Genomic DNA, 20,459 nt, shown 5'->3' with positions numbered 1-20,459 from the left:
CGGGTTCGGGGCCTATGTCATGCACCATCTGGCGCGCACCGGCCTGCTCGACAGCGTCCGCTTCCGCCCGATGACGCTCCCCGACCGCTTCATCGACCACAACACGCAGGACGCCCAGTATCGCGAGGCCGGGCTCGACGCCACCGCCATCGCAGCAACCGCCCTGCACGCCCTGGGCCTCCACGAGAGCGCCCATCCCCAGATCAAGGCGACGATCGGACTGAAAGCATGACTATTATGCGCCGTATGACATTCTCTCTCTCCCTGGCCCTCGGCACCGTCCTCGCGGCGGCGCCGGTGGCACTCCCGCTGCTGCCCGCCGCCCCGGCACACGCCCAGTCGGCACCCGCCACCGCGATCACGGCCCCCGTCACCGCGCTCTACGCCGCCCTGGGCCAGATCCAGGCCCGCAACAGCGGCAGCTTCGCGCAGCGTACGCAGACGCTCGCCCCGGTGGTCGACAAGGTCTACGATCTCGCAACCGTCCTGCGCGCCTCGGTCGGCCTGCGCTATGCCAGCTTCAGCGATGCCGACAAGCAGCAGCTTGCCGACGTGTTCCGCCAGTTCACGGTGGCCCGCTACGTCTCCAGCTTCAAACCGGGCGGCGACGCGCGCTTCACCATCGACCCCACGCCCCGCCCCTCGCCGGTGGGCAGCGACCAGATCGTGACCACCCATATCGGATCGGCCGAGGATGCCGACGGCACCGAAATCGACTATGTCATGCGCTCCGGCCCGCAGGGCTGGCGCATCGTGGACGTGCTGCTGAACGCGCATATCAGTCAGGTCGCAGCCCAGAGGTCCGATTTCAGCGCGACGCTTTCATCGGGGAATGTCCAGAATCTGATTGCCCTGCTACAGAAAAAGGTGAAGGCGTTCTCCGAAGACTGAACGCCCGCCCCGCCACCCCGTCCCACCACCCCTCACCGGAACGCTGATGTCCGCCTTGCATGCCCTTGTTTCCCCTGCGGGTCTCGCCGCCCTGATCGCGGCCGCCGGCTGCGTACAGGCAGGGCTGGGCACCGGATTGCTGGCGCGCTTCCGCTGGCGGGAGGAACGGGTACCACCGGGCGCCTCGCTCCCCCCCGTCACGGTCCTCAAGCCGCTGCATGGCGACGAACCGCTGCTGGAAGAGGCTCTGGAAAGCTTCTGCACGCAGGATTATCCGCATTTCCAGATCGTCTTCGGCGTGCAGGATGCCGGCGACCCGGCCATCGCGATCGTCCGCCGCCTGCGCCAGCGCCACCCCACGCGCGATATCGACCTGGTGGTCGACCCGACCGTGCACGGCGTCAACCGCAAGATCGGCAACCTGATCAACATGCTGCCCTACGCGCGGCACGACCTGCTGGTCATTTCCGACTCGGATATCCATGTGGCGCCGGACTATCTGCGCCATGTCGTCCACGCGCTGGCCCAGCCCGGCGTGGGGCTGGCCACCACGCTCTATGCCGGCCTGCCGGCCTCGCGCAGCCTGCCGCGCCTGCTCGCCGCCTGCCAGATCAACCATAATTTCCTGCCCGGCGTGATGCTCTCGCGCTATCTCGGCCGGCAGGATTGCCTGGGCGCCACCATGGCCCTGCGGCGCGAGACGCTCGATGCCGTCGGCGGGCTGAAGGCCCTGGCCCCCCACATCGCCGACGACGCCATGCTGGGCCGCCTGGTGCGCGAGCGCGGCCTGCACATCGCCATCGCCCCGTGCATGACCTGGACCACGGTGGGCGAGGCCAGCTTCGGCGACGTGCTGACCCACGAACTGCGCTGGGGCCGCACCGTCAAGACGCTGGAGCCGGCGGGCTATGCCGCGTCGGCCATCCAGTTGCCGCTGTTCTGGGCCGCGGTCAGCGTCCTGACGAACCCCCATGCGTCCTGGACATGGTGGGTTTTCTTCTCCGTGTGGGCCATCCGGGCGGTCTGCGCGTTCTTTACCGACCGGCTGCTGGCCCAGCGCAGCCTGGTCCCGCTTCTGCTTCTGCCGGTGCGCGACTGGCTGTCGGCCGCCATCATGGTCGGCAGCGTCAGCGGCACGCGCGTTGCCTGGCGTGGACAGACGATGCATATCACACCACATTCGGCTATAGCCCCACCTACCCATCCGGTCGTGCCGGGCGAATAAGCGCCCGCACGACATCAACAGACAGACCGGGAAAACGGCCGTGCCGGGCCAACTCTCCCCACGTCCGAGGATCAGCGTACCATGACGATGTTGAGAACTTTGTTCCTTCAGCCCCCCTCCTTCGACGGGTTCGACGGCGGCGCAGGCTCCCGCTACCAGGCGAAGCGCGAGATCCGGTCGTTCTGGTACCCCACCTGGCTGGCCCAGCCCGCCGCGCTGGTCGAGGGTAGCCGCCTGATCGACGCCCCCCCGGCGCGCATGGGCATGGAGCCGATCCTCGCGGACGTGCGCGACCGCGACCTGGTCATCATGCACACCTCCACCCCGTCCTTCGCGTCGGACGTGAAGGTGGCGCAGATGCTCAAGGACGCGAATCCGAAGCTCAAGATCGGCATGGTCGGCGCCAAGGTCGCCGTCCAGCCCGAGGAAAGCCTGCTCAAGGGCGGCCCGGTCGATTTCGTCGCCCGCAACGAGTTCGATTTCACGATCAAGGAAATCGCCGAAGGCCGCCCCTTCGCCGAGGTCGACGGCATCTCCTGGCGCAACGAAGCCGGCGAGATCGTCCATAACCGCGACCGCGCGATCATCGAGAACATGGACAGCCTGCCGTTCGTGACCGAGGTCTACAAGCGCGACCTCAAGATCGAGGATTATTTCATCGGGTACCTGATGCACCCGTATATCTCGATCTACACCGGCCGCGGCTGCAAATCGCGCTGCACCTTCTGCCTGTGGCCGCAGACGGTCGGCGGCCACCATTACCGCACCCGCAGCCCCGAGCATGTGGCGGCCGAAATCCGTCTGGCGAAGCAGTATTTCCCGCAGGTGAAGGAATTCTTCTTCGACGACGACACCTTCACCGACGACCTGCCGCGCGCCGAGGCCATCGCGAAGGAACTCGGCAAGCTGGGCGTCACCTGGTCGTGCAACGCCAAGGCCAACGTGCCCCGCAAGACGCTGGAAGTGCTCAAGGCCAACGGCCTGCGCCTGCTGCTGGTCGGCTACGAGAGCGGCAACCAGCAGATCCTGCACAACATCAAGAAGGGCATGCGCGTCGAAACGGCCCGCGAGTTCACGAAGAACTGCCACGAGCTGGGCATCAAGATTCACGGCACCTTCATCCTCGGCCTGCCGGGCGAAACGCGGGAGACGATCCAGGAGACGATCAAGTTCGCCACCGAGATCAACCCCCACACGCTCCAGGTCTCGCTGGCCGCGCCCTATCCCGGCACCTTCCTGCACAAGCAGGCGACCGAGAATGGCTGGCTGGACGAGAGCAACGCCGAACTGATCGACGAGAACGGCGTGCAGATGGCCCCGCTGCACTACCCCCACCTGTCGCATGAGGAAATCTTCAAGGGCGTCGAGGAATTCTACCGGAAATTCTATTTCCGCGCCCCGAAGATCGCCTCCATCGTCAACGAGATGGTGCGTAGCCCGCAGATGATGAAGCGCCGCCTGCGCGAGGGGGTCGAGTTCTTCCAGTTCCTCAAGGATCGCCGCGCGGCCTGATTCAAGGGCTTTGCCCTTGACCCACCAAAGGGCAGTCGCCCTTTGGAAACCCATTCGTGGGGGGCGGGGCCGAAAGGCCCTGCCCGGTCCCGAGCTACACCGCTTACCGGATCGCACGATGAAGCAGGTGATCATCTCCGCCGACGATTTCGGTCTGTCGGAAGAGGTCAACGAAGCCATCGAGATCGCCCATCGCGACGGGCTGCTCTCCACCGCCAGCCTCATGGTCGCCGGCCCGGCGGCCGAGGACGCCATCGCACGCGCCCGCCGCCTGCCCGGCCTCCATGTCGGGCTTCATCTGGTGGTCATCGAAGGGCCGGCCATCCTGCCGCCCGCCGAAATTCCCCTGCTGGTCGATGCCAACGGACAATTCCCCTCCGACCAGCTCGCTCTGGGCATCCGCTATTTTTTCCGCCCCGACGTGCGCCTGCAACTGGCACAGGAGATCGAGGCCCAGTTCGCCGCCTTCGCCCGCACCGGCCTGCGGCTGGACCACGCCAACGCCCACAAGCACATGCACCTGCACCCCACGGTGGGCAGATACCTGATCGAAAGCGGCCTGCGCCACGGCCTGCAAGCCGTCCGCGTGCCGCTGGAACCGCCCGAACCGCTCATCGCGGCCGGCACTTATAACGATTCCATGGGTTCGGCCGCCCTGCGCCGCTGGACGGGCCTGCTGCGCCATCAGGCCCGCAAGGCCGGCCTGCGCACCAACGACTGGTGCTTCGGCATCGCGTGGAGCGGCCACATGACCGCCGACCGCGTCGCCGCCCTGGCCGCCCACCTGCCCGAGGGCCTGTCGGAAATCTATTTCCACCCGGCCACGGCCAAGGACGCCCTGCTGCAACGGCTGATGCCGACCTACGACCACCAGGGCGAACTGGCGGCCCTATGCAGCCCCGGCTTCCGCGCCGGCCTGGCGCATTGCCACGCCATCCCCACAAGCTGGTCCAACTGAGGCGGCGCGCCCGCTACCGGCCCCCATTTTCCGTCAGGCGCCAGAACGGATCAGCGGACCTTCATGCTATGCCGTCTCCGCAAGGGAGATGACGATGCGCTTTCATTCCGCCGCACATGGGCTCTTTCAGGCATCGAACTACGCCGGCCACGCCGCATCCCATGCGTTCGCGGGCCGCATCGTCCACACGCTGTACAACGCGATGCTGTATTCGACCCTCTACCGGATCATGCGCCACGTTCCATTACCGATCATGATCGTGATCGTCGTGGTCGTGATCCTGGTCGGCTACAACCGCTCCCGGACCACAGGCCGCCCCCCCCTGGTAACCCCTACCCCATTGCCCAAAGAACAACGAATCGGTTTCCAAAGGCCGCCGGCCTTTGGCGGGGTCTGGGGCAGAGCCCCAGCCTCCCCCGCCGGTCAAGGCCTCAGATGCTGCTCTTGACCCATTCCTTAAGCTGGCTCTTCGGCAGCGCCCCGACTTTCGTCGCCGCCGGCTTGCCGTCCTTGAACAGGATCAGCGTGGGAATCCCGCGCACGGCATAGGCGTTGGGCGTATTCGGGTTGTCGTCAATGTTCACTTTGGCAACCGTCAGCTTGCCCTTGAACTCGGCACCGATCTCTTCCAGCGCCGGGGCGATCATCTTGCACGGGCCGCACCATTCGGCCCAGAAATCGACCAGCACCGGCCCTTCGGCCTTCAGGACATCGCTTTCGAAAGTGGCATCGCTGACGGCCACGGTATTTTCGCTCATCACATCACTCCTCGGGCTTCGTTGGCGGCCCTCTGCCTGCACATGGCGCCGGACCACCGGGATTCAAGTTACGGTCCGTCCGGCACCGCGCCGGGCGCATGCCGCAACAGCAGCGAATCGGGCAACGGCATGATCCGGACCTCCTCGGTCCAGACAAGGGTGCATCGAACCGGCCGATCAGGATAGAGGGCCGCCATCAGCGCCCGGTACGACGCCATCTGGCGCAGATACAGCACCGATGTCGATTCCACGTCCGCCGGCGGCAGCCGGTTGGTCTTGAAGTCGCACAGCAGCACCGCGTCCGGGCAGACGACCATCCGGTCCACCTGCCCCACGATCACGCTGCCCCCGGCCACACCGGCCACCGGCTGCTCCGCCCGGCTGCCGGGGCCGAACAGGGGCGCCAGCGCCGGCTCGTCCATCACCGCCAGCACCTGCCCGGCAATCCGCGCCTGCTCGGCGGGGTCCAGCCCGTTGCCCGGCCGCGCCAGCCAGGCCAGCGCCACCTCCCGCCGCCGCGCGGGCGGATGATCGGGCAGATATTGCAGCAGCGCATGCACGATCTCGCCGCGCCGCAACGCCTGCTCGCGCGCGGCCGGCCGCCGTGCCTGCGCAATGGCCAGCGGCGAGCGCACGGCCGGCTGCGGCCCCAGCGGCGCATCGTCCGGCCGGCTGGGCACCAGCGGCCGCATCAGGGCCGCCTCCACCGGCGGCGGCGTGGCCTTCCACCCAGGCGCGCTGCCCATCCAGTCCGGCAGCGCCGCCGGCACGGCCTCGGCACGCGCCGCCCGCGTCTCCGTCGAGGGCACGGCCGCCGGCGCCTCCAGCACCAGCCGCGTCCCCTCCCAGCCCAGATCGAACGGCCGTTCCTCCGCCCCCGCCTGCTCGAACCCCTGCCGGCACAGGCTGTACCAGCAATCCTCGGCCACGGTGCGCTTCTGCTGCCAGCCACAGACCACCAGCCGGTCGCTGGCCCGCGTCAGCGCCACATAGAGCAGCCGATGATATTCCTCGGCCGCCGCCTCGCGGATCGTGCGCTGCAACGCGCCGGTCACGTCCACCCCCATCTCGGCGCGCGGCACCCACACCGGCACCTCCAGCCCGGAGACGCCATCGCGCCCCCAGACGATACCGCCATCGCATTTCGCGGCCCCCACCGTGTCGGGCAAAATCACCAGCCGCGCCTGCAACCCCTTGGCGCCATGGGCGGTCATCACCCGCACCATGTCGGCCGCCGCGTCGGGCTCGCGCTTCACCGTTTCCTGCGAGGCCCGCAGCCAGTGCAGGAACCCCTGAAGCGACGCCGGATGCAGCGATTCGTAGCGCAGCGCGGCCGACAGCAGTTCGTCCACCGGCTCCGCCGCCTCCGGCCCCAGCCGCGCGAGCAGCCGCGCCCGCCCCCCCAGCGCCCCCAGCGCCGTGGAAAGCAGCCCGTAGGGCGAGGCATAATCCACCTGGCGAAACAGCGTCTCCAGCATGGTCCACGCCGCCTGCCAGTCCGGCCGCTCCGCATGCCGCCGCCGCAGCGCGGCCCAGAGCGGCTGCTCGCCCCGCCCGGCCGCCAGCGCCATCAGGCTGTCGTCCGACACCCCGCCCAGCGGCGAGGTCAATACGCAGGCCAGCGTCAGATCGTCCTGCGGCAACAGCAGCGCATCGCACAGCGCCATCAGGTCCTGCACCGCCACCTGATCCACCAGCCCGGTCCGCACCAGGGTGGCCACCGGCACGTCATGCGTCTTCAGCGCCCGGATCAACGCCCGCACGAAGGCCGAGCGCCGGGGCACCAGCACCAGCACGTCCCCCGGCGTCAGCGGCGCCTGCCCCGGCTCGGGCGGCCGGCGCAATTCGGCGACGATCCACGCCGCCAGCGCATCCGCCAGACGCTGCGCCGCCGTGGACTGCCCGGCATTCTCGCGCGGCGCCCGCCACGGATCGGCCTCCCCCCCGTCATCCTCCACCGGCGTCAGCGGCCACAACTCGACCCGCCCGCCCTGCCCCGGCCGCGCGGACAGATGCACCGGCACCTCTCCCCCCGGCTCCACCAGCCCCCGCGCCGCGTCCGGCAGGGCAAAGACGGCATCGACCAGATTCAGCACCGGCGCGGTGGAGCGGAACGAAACGGTCAGCGCCGGCTCCTTCCACGGGCTCCCCGCCTCCTCCACGCGCTGGCGAAACCGCGCCCGCCACAGCCGGAAGGCTTCGGGGTCCGCCCCCTGGAAGGAATAGATCGACTGCTTGTAATCCCCCACGGCAAACAGCGTACGCGGCGCCGCATCCGGCTCCCGCGCCCCCGCCCCGGCAAAGAATTCCGCCGTCAGCCCCCCCGCGATCGCCCACTGGTCGGGCGAGGTATCCTGCACCTCGTCCAGCAGCAGATGATCGATGCCGCCATCCAGCTTGTACAACACCCAGGCCGCACCAGGGTCTTTCAGCAGATCCAGCGTCCGCTCGATCAGATCGTCATAATCGACCAGCCCCTGCCCCCGCTTGCGGTCGCCGTATCGCAGCAGCACCGGCACCGCGACATCCAGCAGCGCCATGCTGGCCCGCAGCAGGGCAATGGCCCGGCATTCCTCGTCTATGGCGATCACGCGCCCGGCCTCGGCCACCAGCGCGTCGCACACCCCCTCATGCTCGGCGTCGAATTTCGCGCTCAGCCCCCCGCGCTTGCGCGGCTCGTTCTCCTTCGTCACCAGCGCCGCGCGCCACACATCCCAGCGCGCCGCCCGCCCGTCCGGCGGCAGCGCCAGCCAGTCCAGCATCCCCACCGCCGTACGCCGCGCGCCGGCCGGCCCGTCCTCCGCCACCACCCGCAGCACAGCGCGCAGATGCGCCTCGTCCGGCGGCACGCAGGCGGCATGGCGCAGCGACTCTTCATCGCGGCTCCGCACCCCCAGCACGCGCATCATCGCGGCCTCGACACCGGCACGATCCACCGCCAGCCGCTCGACCACCGGCCGCAACCGCCGCATCTGCGCCTGCAAGCTACCGACCAGCGCCGCGAACGCCCCCACCATCACCTGCCCGGCCAGCAGCGCCACGGCATCGCCGCCCGCGCCGACCACCGCCTCCACGGCCTCGCCCAGCGCCATCCGCGCATCGGCATCCTCAACCAGCGTGAAATGCGGGCTGATCGCCGCCTCCACCGGAAAACGCCGCAACAGCGACTGGCAGAAAGCGTGAATGGTGCCGATCCGCATCCCCCCCGGCAGATCGAGCACACGGGCGAACAATTCCCGCGCCGCCCGCCGCGCCGCCTCGCCGGGCGGCACCGACAGCGCCGCCAGTTCGCGGTCCAGTTCCCCGTCAGGCAGCGTCACCCACCGCCCCAGCCGGTTCTGGAGCCGGATCGCCATTTCCGCAGCCGCCGCCTTGGTAAAGGTCAGGCACTGGATGCGCGACGGGTCCGACCCCGGCAGCATCACCCCTTCCGGCCCCACACGCGGCAGCATCAGCCGCAACAGCCGGTCGATCAGCAGCTTGGTCTTGCCACTTCCCGCCGAAGCCGAGACGAAAACCGAGGCTTCAGGGTCCGAAGCCTCGGCCTGCCGGGCATTCGCCAGCCCGATCGCATCGCGCGAGGTCACGTTCATGGCGCGGCCTCGTCGCGCGCGGCACTCCACTCCGCCACCCGCGCCAGCCGCGCATAATCGGCAAAACGCGGGCTCTCGCCGGGGTGCGGATGCGACAGATAAGGCTGGTCCGGATCGTCATACATCGCAATCAGCCCCCGCAGGCTCTCCCACGCGCCCTCGATCAGCGCGGCCAGCGCGTCCCCCTCGGCCAGCGGCAGGATCTTCCCGGCCTCGGCCCCGCCGGTCAGCCGCCAATAGGCCAGTTCGCGCGCCGGCCCCGCCAGTTCCGGCCCGAAGGCCCCGCGTTCGGCCATCGCCGCCTCCAGCACCAGTTGCGACGACCACCCCGCCACCACCGTCTTGCGGTTCGGCAACGTCCCGGTCTTGTAGTCGATCAGCACCAGCGCCCCCGCCGCGTCGCGGTCGATCCGGTCGGCGCGCCCGCGCAGCAGGAACGGCCCGCCCGGCAGGTCGTTCAGCGTCGCCTTGCCGCTCTGCTCGGTGCGCGTCAGCACGATCGGCGCCCCCTCGCCGGCCGCCCGCGCGGCCTCGGTGGCGATCACCCAGGATGCAATCCGCTCCAGTCGCGGCGCCCACCACGCCGCCAGCGCCGGCCGCAGCCGCGCCTCGGCCAGCGCCTCGGCAAACAGCGCCCGCAACCCGGCCTCGTCCGCCCGCTCTCCCGCCGGCTGGCGGCACCAGCGATCCAGCGCCGCATGCACGATGGTGCCGTAATCGGCCGCGTCCGCCGGCTCCTCGATCTCCTTCAGCCGCCGCAAGCCCAGAATATGCCGCGCATGAATCGCATACGGGTCGCGCATCCAGGTCTCGATCTCGGTAATCGTCAGCCGGCGCGGCCGCCAGTCCACCGGCGGGCAGGGCCGGGGCGGCGCCACCGGGCGCGGCGCCTCCACCGGCCGGTCCAGCCGTCCCAGCCACGCCAGGGCCGGATGCGCCGGCACCGCCTGCCCCCGCCCGGCGAGAAACGCATCCAGCCGCACCAGCCACCGCGCCGGCACGGTCGGCGCCCCGTCCCGCCGACCGGGCACCGACAGCACGACCTCCCCCGCCGCACAGCCGCAGGCCACGAAATCATGCGCCGCCTGCCCGATCGCCCGCTCGGGCGAAGGCAGGCCCACCCGCGCCCGCATCGGCCGGCTCATCCACGGCCCCGGATCGGTCGCCGGCGGCCACACGCCTTCCACCAGCCCACCCAGCACCATGGTCTCGACCGACTGCAACCGCGCTTCCATCAGGCCCCAGATAAAGATGCGCGGATGCAGCGCATTCTCGCTCCGCCCCCGCAACCCGCGCCGCGAGCGCACGGACAGCCCGCCCATCGAAGCGGTCAGCACCCCATCCAGCACCCACCCCGGCTGCGCCGGCAACACGTCGCAGAACGCCACCAGCCCCGCCAGATGCTGCCCCAGCGCGTTGCCGTCCTCGCCCGCCCACAACCGGTCGGCGCCCGATTTCTCGTCCGTCGCGGCCAGCGCCTCCGCCGCCGCGATCAACCCGGTCAGCAGGTCGCCCACCGGCCGGCTCTCCGCCGCCCCAAACCCCAGCACCGGCGCCAGACACCGCTCCAGCCGATCGACGAACCCCGCCAGATCCTCCGGCGCATCCGGCCGATCCGCCAGCGCGCCATGGGCATCATCCCGCGCCGCCGCCAACCGGTCCCGCAACCCCGCGAATCCCGGCCGAGGCGCCGGCCCCCGCAGCAACGCCCGCTCCAGCAACCGCGCCGAGGCACGGCACGCCCCCGGCGCCAGCCCGCAGGCCGCCAGCGGATGTTTCAGCAGCGACAGCAGCGCCACCGGCGACAGCCCGCCGGACGCCGCCCGCGCCAGCAGCCGCAGGAACACGGCCGGCGGCGTCGCATGCAGCGGCTCGCCCGCGCTGTCATCCGCCACCACGCCCCAGCGCGCCAGTTCCACCGCCACCCGCCCGGCCAGCCCCCGATCCGGCGTCACCAGCGCCGCCCGCCGTCCCGGCGTCACGATCGCCTGCCGCAACACCAGCGCGATCGCGGCGGCTTCCTCCTGCTGGTCGGCGGCCCGCAGCACAGACACCCCGTCCAGCGCCACCGCGCCCTCGTCGCGCAGCCAGTCGCCCAGCGCCGCCGCCGGCAGCAGCGCCCGCGCCAGCACCCCGCCCCGCCCCGCCGGGCAGGACACCGGCCCCTCCGCCGTCCCCTCCCACACCGCCAGATCGGCCCGCGTCCGCTCCAACCCGCCCAACAACCGCGCCAGCCCCGCCTGCGGGTGCCCGTCCGGCAACGCCACCCAGATCGCCTCGTCCAGCGACAGATCCACCCACGGCAGCACCAGCCGCCCCCCGGCCCGGCCCAGCACCGCAGCCAGCACATCGCGCACGGCCGGCACCGCATCGGTAAATCCCACGGCCCACAAACGCGATTCCGCATCCGGCGCGGCGCGCCAGCGCGCCGCCTGCGCCCGCAGCAGCGCCACCTGCCGCGCCGCCGGGTTCATCACCCCCTGCTCGGCCAGCCACGCCGGCCACACGCTGGTGACGATCGAGAGAAACCGCAGCGTCTCCCGCCAATGTTCGGCAAAATCCCCATCCGCCGCCAGCGGCAGCGTCTCGGCCAGATCGCACTCCGCCCACTCGGCATCGTCCATCAGCTCGGCCAGCGCCCGCGCCAGCGGCCACGCCTGATCCAGCGACAGAACCTCCCCGAACGCATCCCCCGCTCTCAGGATCAGCAGCGCCAGCGTCGCCAGCCGCCGCAACGGTTCGACAGCGGGCGGCAGATCCAGCGCCATATCCCCCGACAGCGCCAGCCCGGCCTCGTCCAGACTGCCCAGCGGCGCAATCCGCGGCAGCAACAGCGGCCGCCCATCCGCCCGCCGCAGAAACGCCTCGGTCAGCGCACGCGCGGCACGACGACTGGGCAGCAGGATCAGCCCGTCCCCACTGCGTTGCGGGTCGTCCCCCACCCCCGCCATCCAGCGGGCCGCGATCTCGTCCAGAAACGGCACATGCGGCGGAACGGTGGCGATCAGGCTCACGACGCGGCGTCCCGCTCGGCCGCATCCGGCTCCCGCGCCAGACGCAGCGCCCGCGTCGCCGCCGGCAGATCCTCCGGCCGGGACAGATGGCACCACACCGAATCATGCACGATCCCGTACAGCCGCCCCCGCGCGATGGCGCGATCCCACAGCAGATTCAGGCTGAACGGCCCCGGCGGCGCATCGGCGAACAGGGCCGGCGCCGCCAGTTGCACCCCGGCAAAGACATAGGGCGTCACCCTCCCCGGCTCCGCCCGGCACAGCCGCCCATCGGGATCGGAGGTAAAATCCCCCCGTCCCACGGCCCCCACCGCCAGACTGGTCCGCGCCAGCAGCAGCAACGCATCCATCCGCGCGGGGTCGAACGCGGCGGCCAGCCGGCGCAACGCCGCCACCGGCCCGTTCAGCCAGAGGGAATCGCCATTCAGCAGAAAGAACGGCTCCGGCCCCAGCGCCCCATCCCGCAACGCGGCGGCGGCGCTGCCCCCACTTTCCAGCAACGTCTCCTCGGCGCGGGCGGTCACATGCGGCCCCCGCCCCGCCTCGGCACGGGCACGCAATGCGGCGCGCACCTTGCCGGCCTGCCAGCATACATTCACCACCACCTCCGGCACCCCGGCCGTCTCCAGCCGGTCCAGCACATGGTCCAGAATCGAGCGCCCATCCACCGTCAGCAGCGGCTTGGCCGTCTCCTCGGTCAGCGGCCGCATCCGGCTGCCGGCGCCGGCCGCGAACAGCATCGCCTTCCGGGGCATCGCAATGCTCATGCCGGCCTCCCCGCCGCCAGCCCGGCCCATACCGGCCGGCCTTCCCAACCTGCAATCCGCGCCCCGCGCGTCTCCTCGCCCGTCACCGACAGCGTAATCCGCAGCGCATCCGCCGGGGCCAGCGCCCCCAGCCGATCGGGCCATTCCACCAGCACGATGCCCTCGCACGCATCGTCCCAGCCCAGTTCATGCAGCCCCTCCGGCCCCGCCAGCCGCCACAGATCGAAATGCGCGATCCCCCCCGCCGGCGCGTCGTAACTCTGCACCAGCGTATAGGTCGGGCTCGGCACCTCCATGTCGGGGTCGCCACAGGCCGCCCGCAGGAAAGCGCGGGAAAACACGCTCTTCCCGGCCCCCAGCACCCCGGAGAGCAGGATGGCATCCCCCGGCCGCGCCGCGCCGGCCAGCCGCCGCGCCAGTTCCTCCGTCGCATGCTGGTCGGGTAAATCGAAGGTCAGTTCTTGCATTCCCTCATGATGCCCACCGCCCCGGCAGGGGCACAAGACCCCGTTTTCCCCGCCCGCATCTCCGCCCATCTTGCACTCGGCGAAAACAGACCGCACAACCGGAGCCCTGATCGTTCAGCAGCGCAGCAACACGGAACCGACATGACCGACGCCCCCACCCTCTCGACCGATGTCGCCATCATCGGCGCCGGCCCCACCGGCCTGTTCGCGGCGTTCGAATGCGGCATGCTGAAACTGGATTGCGTGCTGCTCGACGCACTGGACAGCATCGGCGGCCAGTGCGCGGCCCTCTATCCGGAAAAGCCGATCTACGACATCCCCGCCCACCCCGCGATCGAAGGCGGCGCGCTGATCGAGGCCCTGGACCGGCAGATCGCCCCCTTCGCCGTCCCCCGCCTGCTCAGCCGCCGGGTCGAGGGCCTGACCGGCCATCGCGGCGCCTTCACCCTGCGCACCGACAGGGGCGACATCATCAGCGCCCGCGCCGTCATCATCGCCGCCGGGGCCGGCGCCTTCGGCCCCAACCGCCCGCCGCTGGCCGGGCTGGAGGGCTTCGAGGCCACGGGCGCGGTGCAGTATTACGTCCGCCGCCGCGCCGATTTCACCGGCACCCGCATCGTCATCGCCGGCGGCGGCGATTCCGCCATCGACTGGGCGCTGGCGCTGAAGGACGAAGCCGAGAAGATCTTCCTGGTCCACCGCCGCGACCGTTTCCGCGCGGCCCCGGAAAGCCTGCGCCAGCTCGACGAAGCCGTCGCCGCCGGCCGCATCGAAAAGATCGTCCCCTACCAGCTCCACGGCCTACACGGCACCAACGGCACGCTGCACGGCGTGGAAGTCGCGACGCTGGACGGCGACACCCGCGTGCTGGAAGCCGACCGCCTGCTCCCGTTCTTCGGCCTGTCGACCGACCTCGGCCCGATCGCCCAATGGGGCATCGACTCCATCCGCAGCACCATCCCCGTGGTGCCCTCAAGCTGCGAAACCTCGCTGCCCGGCGTGTTCGCCATCGGCGACGTGGCCACCTATCCGGGCAAGCTGAAACTGATCCTGCAAGGCTTCAGCGAGGGTGCCATGGCCGCCCACGCCATCCACCCCATCGTGCGCCCCGACACCGCGCTCCATTTCGAATATTCCACCAGCAAGGGCGTCCCCGGCTGAGAGCCTGACCGAAAATGCGCCCTGGTGGCGTGTCCTCCGCGCGTTTCCTGCGCTTCGGTGCTCACGGCCATCAAGGCCGCTCCGCTCCGATGCTCAGAAACACACGCCGGACGCGGCCCTGATGAGCCGCTCTCGCTCACCAGACCGCATTTTCGGTCAGGCTCTGAGGCGCCCGCCCCGCCGGAGATTCAGCGTTCCCGACAGCCCGGCGTCCCGAAGAACGAACGGCCGGACCGCACCACAGGCGCCGCACCTGTTTGAATGCAGGCATTCAAACAGGTGAAGCCGCTCGCAAAATCACTACGCCAGCGCCATATCCGTGAACCGATGTAAACGGTGACGGCTCTACAGCAGCCCGTTCCGATAGGCCCGTTGCACGGCCTCCACACGGGTATCGACTTCCATTTTCTGGTAGATGCGACGAATGAAGTTTCGCACCGTATGCGGCGAGACCGCCATTTCATGGGCGATCTCATCAATGGTGCGTCCGCGGGAAATGTGACGAAGCGCCTCCATTTCACGCGGCGAGAGGGAAGGCATGCCCACGCCCGCCGCGCCAGCCGGCGCACCTGCCGACGGTGCGGAACCGACGGCGACCTGTTTCCCGCCCTCGAACGTCGCGGACACGATACGCGGAGAACGCCCCGCTTGTCGTCGGGCCACCTGGCGCGCCAGATCGGCCCGCGCGTATATCGCTTCGGCCTCGTGGCCATGGAAACGCCGCATGAAGACGATGCCTATGGAAATGCCGAGCGGAATGGAAACACCGTTCCACAGGACAGGGTCTCCCAGATGGGAAAACCGCTCGGACGGCCCCGGTTCCAGATGCGGCGTCTTCCCCGCGCCGTCCAGAAGCATGGCGAATTCACCACCGCCGAGGCGCGCCGTGAACGCCCCGCCGTCACCGGCGCTCAACAGCCGCCTGGCAAACGCGATCAGGCAGGCATCTCCGGCGGCGTAGCCCCAGCGCCGATTGATTTCCGCCAGATTGTCCACGGCAAACAGCGCCAGCGCGCCGGGCGGCGCACACAGATCGGACGCGACGGACCGATCGAAAAAAACTGCCTGGAAGTGCATCCGGTCGGCAAGGCCGGTCAACGGATCGTAATCCGTCAGGTGGCGCAGCCGCGCCCATTGCTGCCGCTCGGCGGTAATATCCTGCTTCAGCCCATACAGCGTGACGGCACGGCCATTTTCCACCTTCGTGCCGGCTTTTATACGGACCCACCGGGGCGTGCCATCCGGGCGGATGATCCGTGCCTCCAGGGCAAAGGTCGTCCTGTTCGCAATCGCGGCCACACGCAATTGCTCCAGCAGACGCCGGCATGGCTCCGCATACATGGCAACGACCTCGCGCCGGTCGACGGTCCTGTCACGCGGCAAGCCAAACATGTCGAACACCGCTGGGGTCCATGAAAGCCTTTCCGTGCGCAAATCGCACGACCAGGCGCCCATCTCCGCCAGATCAAAAGCATTTTTCAATATATTATCAAGAGATTCTTCATTTATCATTCGGTCGCGGGATAACGAATACATAAAAAACCACCAGCCCTGACGAAACCCGATCTGGAAAACGCTCTCCGAACCCCGTGCGCAACCATCAGAACGCCCGGCCGGAATCGGGATCGGACATGGAACATTCATAGGCGAGCACCCAGCCGGACTCAACACGGCAATCGGCCCGAAACCCCGACAATCCGCCATCGCAGCGCGGGGCCGGAACACCCGGTCCCGCCACAAGGCGGCAGACCCCCCGCAAGGCGGGCCAGAGTGACCTGATCGTGAAAATTCCGCTCTTTGTGGCCAGATCTGGCCATGGACAAGCACTCTGTCCGCACATAGCGTATTCTCTCTACAAGTCAAGAAAATCCGGCCAGAGATAGCCACAAAACCCGCGAATACAGTATGATATTATTAAATTAATACAACAAAACACATATAATCACCCATAACTTTCCAAAAAAAAACATCACATATATTCAAATATCACCTTCGGTATCTTTCCCACGCCGGATAGCCCCCTGCCCGCCCTCCCCATATCCTCCAGGGTATCCTTCAGGCCAATGATCACACGTCCCCTCGTCCGCCGTCATCGCACCTCGCTTCGGCTTGCACTCATCGGCTTTTCCATCCTGACGCCGGTTTCGGCCTTCGCCCAGGCCCTGCCGACAGGCGGGGCCTATGTGGCCGGCGCCGGCACGATCGCGTCGGCGGGCTCCCGCACCACCATCACCCAGTCGTCAGCCCGCGGCATCATCAACTGGCAGGGTTTTTCCATCGGGGCGGGCGGAACGGTCCAGTTCGACAACGGCAGCGGCGCCACGCTCAACCGGGTGACCGGCAGCCAGATGTCGTCCATCCAGGGTCGGCTGGGCGCAACGGGATCGGTCTTCCTGATCAACCCCAACGGCGTGGTCATCGGGCCAAAGGGCACGGTCGTCGCGGGCGGCAGCTTCGTCGCCTCGACGCGCGACACGCCCGACGGCACGTTCATGAAAGGCGGCGCCGTCACCCTGTCCGGCACCTCCTCCGGCACGGTCAGGAACGAGGGACGCATCACCAGCACCGGCGGCAACGTGGTGCTGGTGGGCAAATCCGTCACCAACAGCGGCGCCATCGAGGCGGCGGGCGGAACCGTGGCCCTGGCGGCGGGCGACAAGGTGGTGCTGAGCGAGGCCGGCGGACCGGACGGCATCTATGTGGTCGCCGATGTCAAGGCCAGGGGCGACGCGACGAACACCGGCCGCATCACGGCGGCGGCCGCCACGCTGGCCTCGGCCGGGGGCAATGTCTACGCGCTGGCCGGCAACCGGCGGGGCCTGATCCAGGCCACGGGCACGAAGACCATCGACGGCCAGGTGTGGCTGACCGCGCCCAACGGCGCGGTCACGGTGGACGGTACCACGGTCGCTGCGAGCAATGCCGACGGCTCGGGCGGCATCGTCGGTGCCCATGGCGATACGGTCACGGTCGGGGGCAAGGCCACGCTGTCGGCCTCGGCCACCCGGTCCGGCGCCGGGGGCGGACGGGTCCTGGTCGGCACCGATGCTCCGGGGGGCGTCAACCTCGCCCGTCATACCGCCATCGCCCAGGGCGCAACGCTGGCCGCCACCGGCAAGGGCGGCGGCAAGGGCGGCCTGATCGAGACCTCGGCCCACAGCCTGGCGCTCGGCAAGGCTTCGGTGGATGCGGGCAAGGGCGGCACCTGGCTGCTGGACCCCGACGACCTCACGATCGACGCCCCGGCCGCCAGCACCATCAATGCCGCGCTCAACAGCGGCACCGATGTCACGGAGCAGACCTCGGCCGGCGCAGCCAGCAACATCAGCGGCGGGGGCACGAGCGCATCGGGAAACGGCGACATCTTCGTCACTGCCCCCCTCATGTGGAACAGCCCCGCCAGCCTGACCCTCTCGGCATGGCGCAACGTCACCATAAACGCCGCGATCACCGTGGCGGGCAACGGCACGCTGAACATCCTGACCAACACCCAGGGCGCGACCGTCAATCCCGGTGGATTGACCTTCGCGGGCGGCAACGTCGCCTTCACCGACACGACCGGCGGCACGCTGAACATCAACGGCCAGCCCTATACATTGCTGCGCAATGCCTCGGATCTCACGTCCGTCCAGTACAACGGATACTATGCGCTGGCCGGCAGCCTGGACGCCACCCCCCTGGGCACGCTCACCTCCTCGCCCATCCCCAGTTTCTCCGGAACATTCGAAGGACTGGGCAACACGATCTCCAACCTGACCATTCACGACAGCAGCGGAAGTAACATCGCTCCGTTCGGACAGATCGACCCCTCCGGCATCGTCGAAAATGTCGGACTGGTGGGCGTCAGTGTCACCGGCGGCACTGACGGAAGCAACCTTGGCGGTCTGGTCGGAGTAAATTACGGCGCGGTCAGCGGTGCGTACACGACCGGCAGCGTCAACGGCAGAGGCAGCGACATCGGCGGCCTGGTGGGAATGAATGGCCAAAGACCGGGATCCACTCCCGGCACGATCACCAATTCATATTCCGCTGCCAGTGTCACTGGTGTTAGCAATTGGGGTCCGGCTGTCGGCGGCCTCGTCGGCATGAACGAGGCCGCGATCTCCCGTTCTGCCGCATCGGGTAGCGTATCCACAATCTCCAGCAGTAGCCCCCGCAACGCTGGCGGCCTCGTCGGATACAATGTCGGCTCAATAACGGATGCCTACGCATCAGGCGCCGTCACAAGCGGCGACATCGTCGGCGGCCTCGTGGGATCGAACACCACATTGACCATCCTGCAGACAACCATGCGTGGCCAGATCACGAATGCCTATGCAACCGGCGCCGTCACCGGCAGCACCAATGTCGGTCAGATTGCCGGACAGAACACCACCACGATCTCCAACGCCTATTTCGATACCAACACGTCCAGCGCGACACCAGGCGTGGGGACGGGGTCGTCTTCCGGCATCACGGGCCTGACGACGGTACAACTGGCCGGCGCGCTGCCCGCCGCCTTCAATTCGGCCATATGGGGCAACCTGAACAACCAGACGACGCCCTACCTGCTGGGGGTCTCCGCGAACCAGCAGGTCCATTTCGGAACCGGCGCGCCCTTCCCCACCACAACCCCCGTCTGGCTGATCTTCACGCCCGCCGGGCTCCAGAACGTCAACGCCAGTTCCTCCGCCAGTTACGCCCTGGCCAACAGCCTGGACCTCAGCGGCATCAGCAACTTCAGGCCCCTGGCCGTATCCGGCTTCACCGGCACCTTCGACGGCCGGGGCAATACCATCTCCAACCTGACCATCAACGATAGCACGGACCGGAATGTCGGCCTGTTCGGGCAACTCGCCCAGACCGGCGTGGTCCGGAATATCGGGCTGCTCGGCGGCAGCGTCAGCTCGAACGGCGACAATGCTCTCGTCGGTAGCCTCGTCGGAACCAATATCGGCCAAATCACCAACGCCTACGCAACAGGCTCCGTCTCCGCTACCAATAGCAACAACACTGTCGGCGGCTTCGTCGGATACAATGATGGCTCAATCACTAACGCCTACGCAACAGGCTCCGTCTCCGCTACCAATAGCAACAACTATGTCGGCGGCTTCGTCGGAGCCAATATCGGCCAAATCACCAACGCCTACGCAACAGGCTCCGTCTCCGCTACCAATAGCAACAACTATGTCGGCGGCTTCGTCGGATACAATGATGGCTCAATCACTAACGCCTACGCAACAGGCACCGTCTCCGCTACCAATAGCAACAACACTGTCGGCGGCTTTGTCGGAGAGGATGACGACCAAATCACCTATGCGTATTTCGACACAGACACGTCCGGTACATCGAATGCCACGGGCGGCGCTTTTTCGTCTATCTCCATCACGGGACTGACGACGGCGCAATGGGCATCCGAAGGACCCACGGTCGCAGGCAGCCCCAACAGCTTCAGCACCCCAGGCGATTGGGTATCCGGCTCTCCTTATCCGGTCCTGAAAGCACTGCCTTATGTCGTCATCACAGGTCAGGGAAGCCAAGTCTACGGACAGAGCACGGCAACGGTTGTCTTCACCTCCATCAAGGACCAGAACGGTCTGGATGTATCCGGAAAAGTCGATACGACAGCTCTGACCTGGGGCGGCACCAACCTGAGCACGACCAGCAGCGTCGGCAATTCCGCTCCGCTCATCATCGTCCACGGCTCCATCCCAGGCTATCAGACCATCTACACGGGCACCGATACGGTGATAAAGGCCGCCCTCACCATCACCGCCCTGAACCAGAGCAGCGTCTACGGCCAGACCCCCGTGCTCGACACCACGAAGTTCACCTCCACCGGCCTGGTCAACGGCGACACCGTCACCGGCGTCACCCTCACCACCCCGGCCACCAACACCAGCCCCGTCGGCGGCGGCTACACCATCGCCCCCTCCGCCGCCCAGGGCAGCGGACTGACCAACTACATCGTCACCTATCACACCGGCACCCTGACCATCGACCCGGCCGCCCTCTCCATCACCGCCCTGAACCAGAGCAGCGTCTACGGCCAGACCCCCGCGCTCGACACCACGAAGTTCACCTCCACCGGCCTGCTCAACGGCGACACCGTCACCGGCGCCACCCTCACCACC

Annotated in this window: 13 protein-coding genes and 1 pseudogene; 8 read left to right on the top strand and 6 right to left on the bottom strand. The window is 68.5% G+C overall.

Annotated elements, in window-relative coordinates; genetic code table 11:
• The 6 genes and pseudogenes from HLH25_RS19055 to HLH25_RS19030 form a co-directional block, all read left to right on the top strand.
• A pseudogene (locus tag HLH25_RS19055) lies at positions 1-232 on the top strand (1-deoxy-D-xylulose-5-phosphate synthase); the annotation flags it as partial.
• Complete coding sequence (locus tag HLH25_RS19050; protein ID WP_182975584.1) at positions 229-891, top strand: ABC transporter substrate-binding protein; 663 nt, start codon at positions 229-231, stop codon at positions 889-891. The pseudogene HLH25_RS19055 and the gene HLH25_RS19050, both read left to right, overlap by 4 nt.
• Before the next feature lie 46 nt (positions 892-937).
• The gene (gene hpnI, locus HLH25_RS19045; protein ID WP_182975583.1) at positions 938-2,116 is read left to right on the top strand and encodes a bacteriohopanetetrol glucosamine biosynthesis glycosyltransferase HpnI; all 1,179 of its coding nucleotides are present in this window, start codon (positions 938-940) and stop codon (positions 2,114-2,116) included.
• Positions 2,117-2,203: 87 nt separating this feature from the next.
• Complete coding sequence (gene hpnJ / locus HLH25_RS19040) at positions 2,204-3,628, top strand: hopanoid biosynthesis associated radical SAM protein HpnJ (protein WP_182975585.1); 1,425 nt, start codon at positions 2,204-2,206, stop codon at positions 3,626-3,628.
• A 118-nt stretch (positions 3,629-3,746) separates the two neighbouring features.
• Entirely contained in the window at positions 3,747-4,586 is an 840-nt protein-coding gene (gene hpnK, locus HLH25_RS19035) for a hopanoid biosynthesis-associated protein HpnK (RefSeq protein WP_182975582.1), read from the top strand.
• A gap of 94 nt (positions 4,587-4,680) precedes the next feature.
• Positions 4,681-5,034 (top strand): hypothetical protein, encoded by a 354-nt coding sequence (locus HLH25_RS19030; RefSeq protein ID WP_182975581.1) that lies wholly within the window; start codon positions 4,681-4,683, stop codon positions 5,032-5,034.
• Here HLH25_RS19030 and trxA read toward each other — a convergent pair.
• From trxA to tsaE, 5 genes are all read right to left on the bottom strand, one after another.
• Entirely contained in the window at positions 5,018-5,344 is a 327-nt protein-coding gene (trxA, locus tag HLH25_RS19025; protein WP_114729005.1) for a thioredoxin TrxA, read from the bottom strand. The genes HLH25_RS19030 and trxA overlap by 17 nt on opposite strands.
• A 68-nt stretch (positions 5,345-5,412) precedes the next feature.
• Positions 5,413-8,937, bottom strand: a complete 3,525-nt coding sequence (addA, locus tag HLH25_RS19020; RefSeq protein ID WP_182975580.1) for a double-strand break repair helicase AddA — start codon at positions 8,935-8,937, stop codon at positions 5,413-5,415.
• Positions 8,934-11,951 carry a double-strand break repair protein AddB gene (addB, locus tag HLH25_RS19015; RefSeq protein WP_182975579.1) on the bottom strand — a complete coding sequence of 1,006 codons (3,018 nt, stop codon included), beginning with the start codon at positions 11,949-11,951 and terminating at the stop codon, positions 8,934-8,936. The genes addA and addB overlap by 4 nt, the downstream gene beginning before the upstream one ends.
• A complete protein-coding gene (locus tag HLH25_RS19010; protein ID WP_182975578.1) occupies positions 11,948-12,718 on the bottom strand; it encodes a nucleotidyltransferase family protein in 771 nt (256 codons plus the stop codon). Before HLH25_RS19010 ends, addB begins: the two co-directional genes overlap by 4 nt.
• On the bottom strand, positions 12,715-13,185 hold the full coding sequence (gene tsaE, locus HLH25_RS19005; protein ID WP_182975577.1) for a tRNA (adenosine(37)-N6)-threonylcarbamoyltransferase complex ATPase subunit type 1 TsaE: 471 nt from the start codon (positions 13,183-13,185) through the stop codon (positions 12,715-12,717). The genes HLH25_RS19010 and tsaE overlap by 4 nt, the downstream gene beginning before the upstream one ends.
• 141 nt (positions 13,186-13,326) lie before the next feature.
• Here tsaE and HLH25_RS19000 point away from each other — a divergent pair, with 141 nt between their 5' ends.
• Positions 13,327-14,346, top strand: a complete 1,020-nt coding sequence (locus HLH25_RS19000; RefSeq protein ID WP_182975576.1) for an NAD(P)/FAD-dependent oxidoreductase — start codon at positions 13,327-13,329, stop codon at positions 14,344-14,346.
• Between the two features lie 345 nt (positions 14,347-14,691).
• Here HLH25_RS19000 and HLH25_RS18995 read toward each other — a convergent pair whose 3' ends face one another.
• Positions 14,692-15,801: a diguanylate cyclase domain-containing protein gene (locus tag HLH25_RS18995; RefSeq protein WP_259657278.1), complete on the bottom strand. Its 1,110-nt coding sequence runs from the start codon at positions 15,799-15,801 to the stop codon at positions 14,692-14,694.
• Between the two features lie 608 nt (positions 15,802-16,409).
• Here HLH25_RS18995 and HLH25_RS18990 point away from each other — a divergent pair.
• Positions 16,410-20,459, top strand: a 4,050-nt coding sequence (locus HLH25_RS18990) for a beta strand repeat-containing protein (protein ID WP_182975574.1), incomplete at its 3' end; no start/stop codon positions are given.

This window comes from Gluconacetobacter dulcium, assembly GCF_014174165.1.
In the GTDB taxonomy this organism is placed as follows: Bacteria; Pseudomonadota; Alphaproteobacteria; order Acetobacterales; family Acetobacteraceae; genus Gluconacetobacter; species Gluconacetobacter dulcium.
Note: the sequence above shows the minus strand (reverse complement) of the source record. Positions and strands in the feature narration are given on the sequence as shown.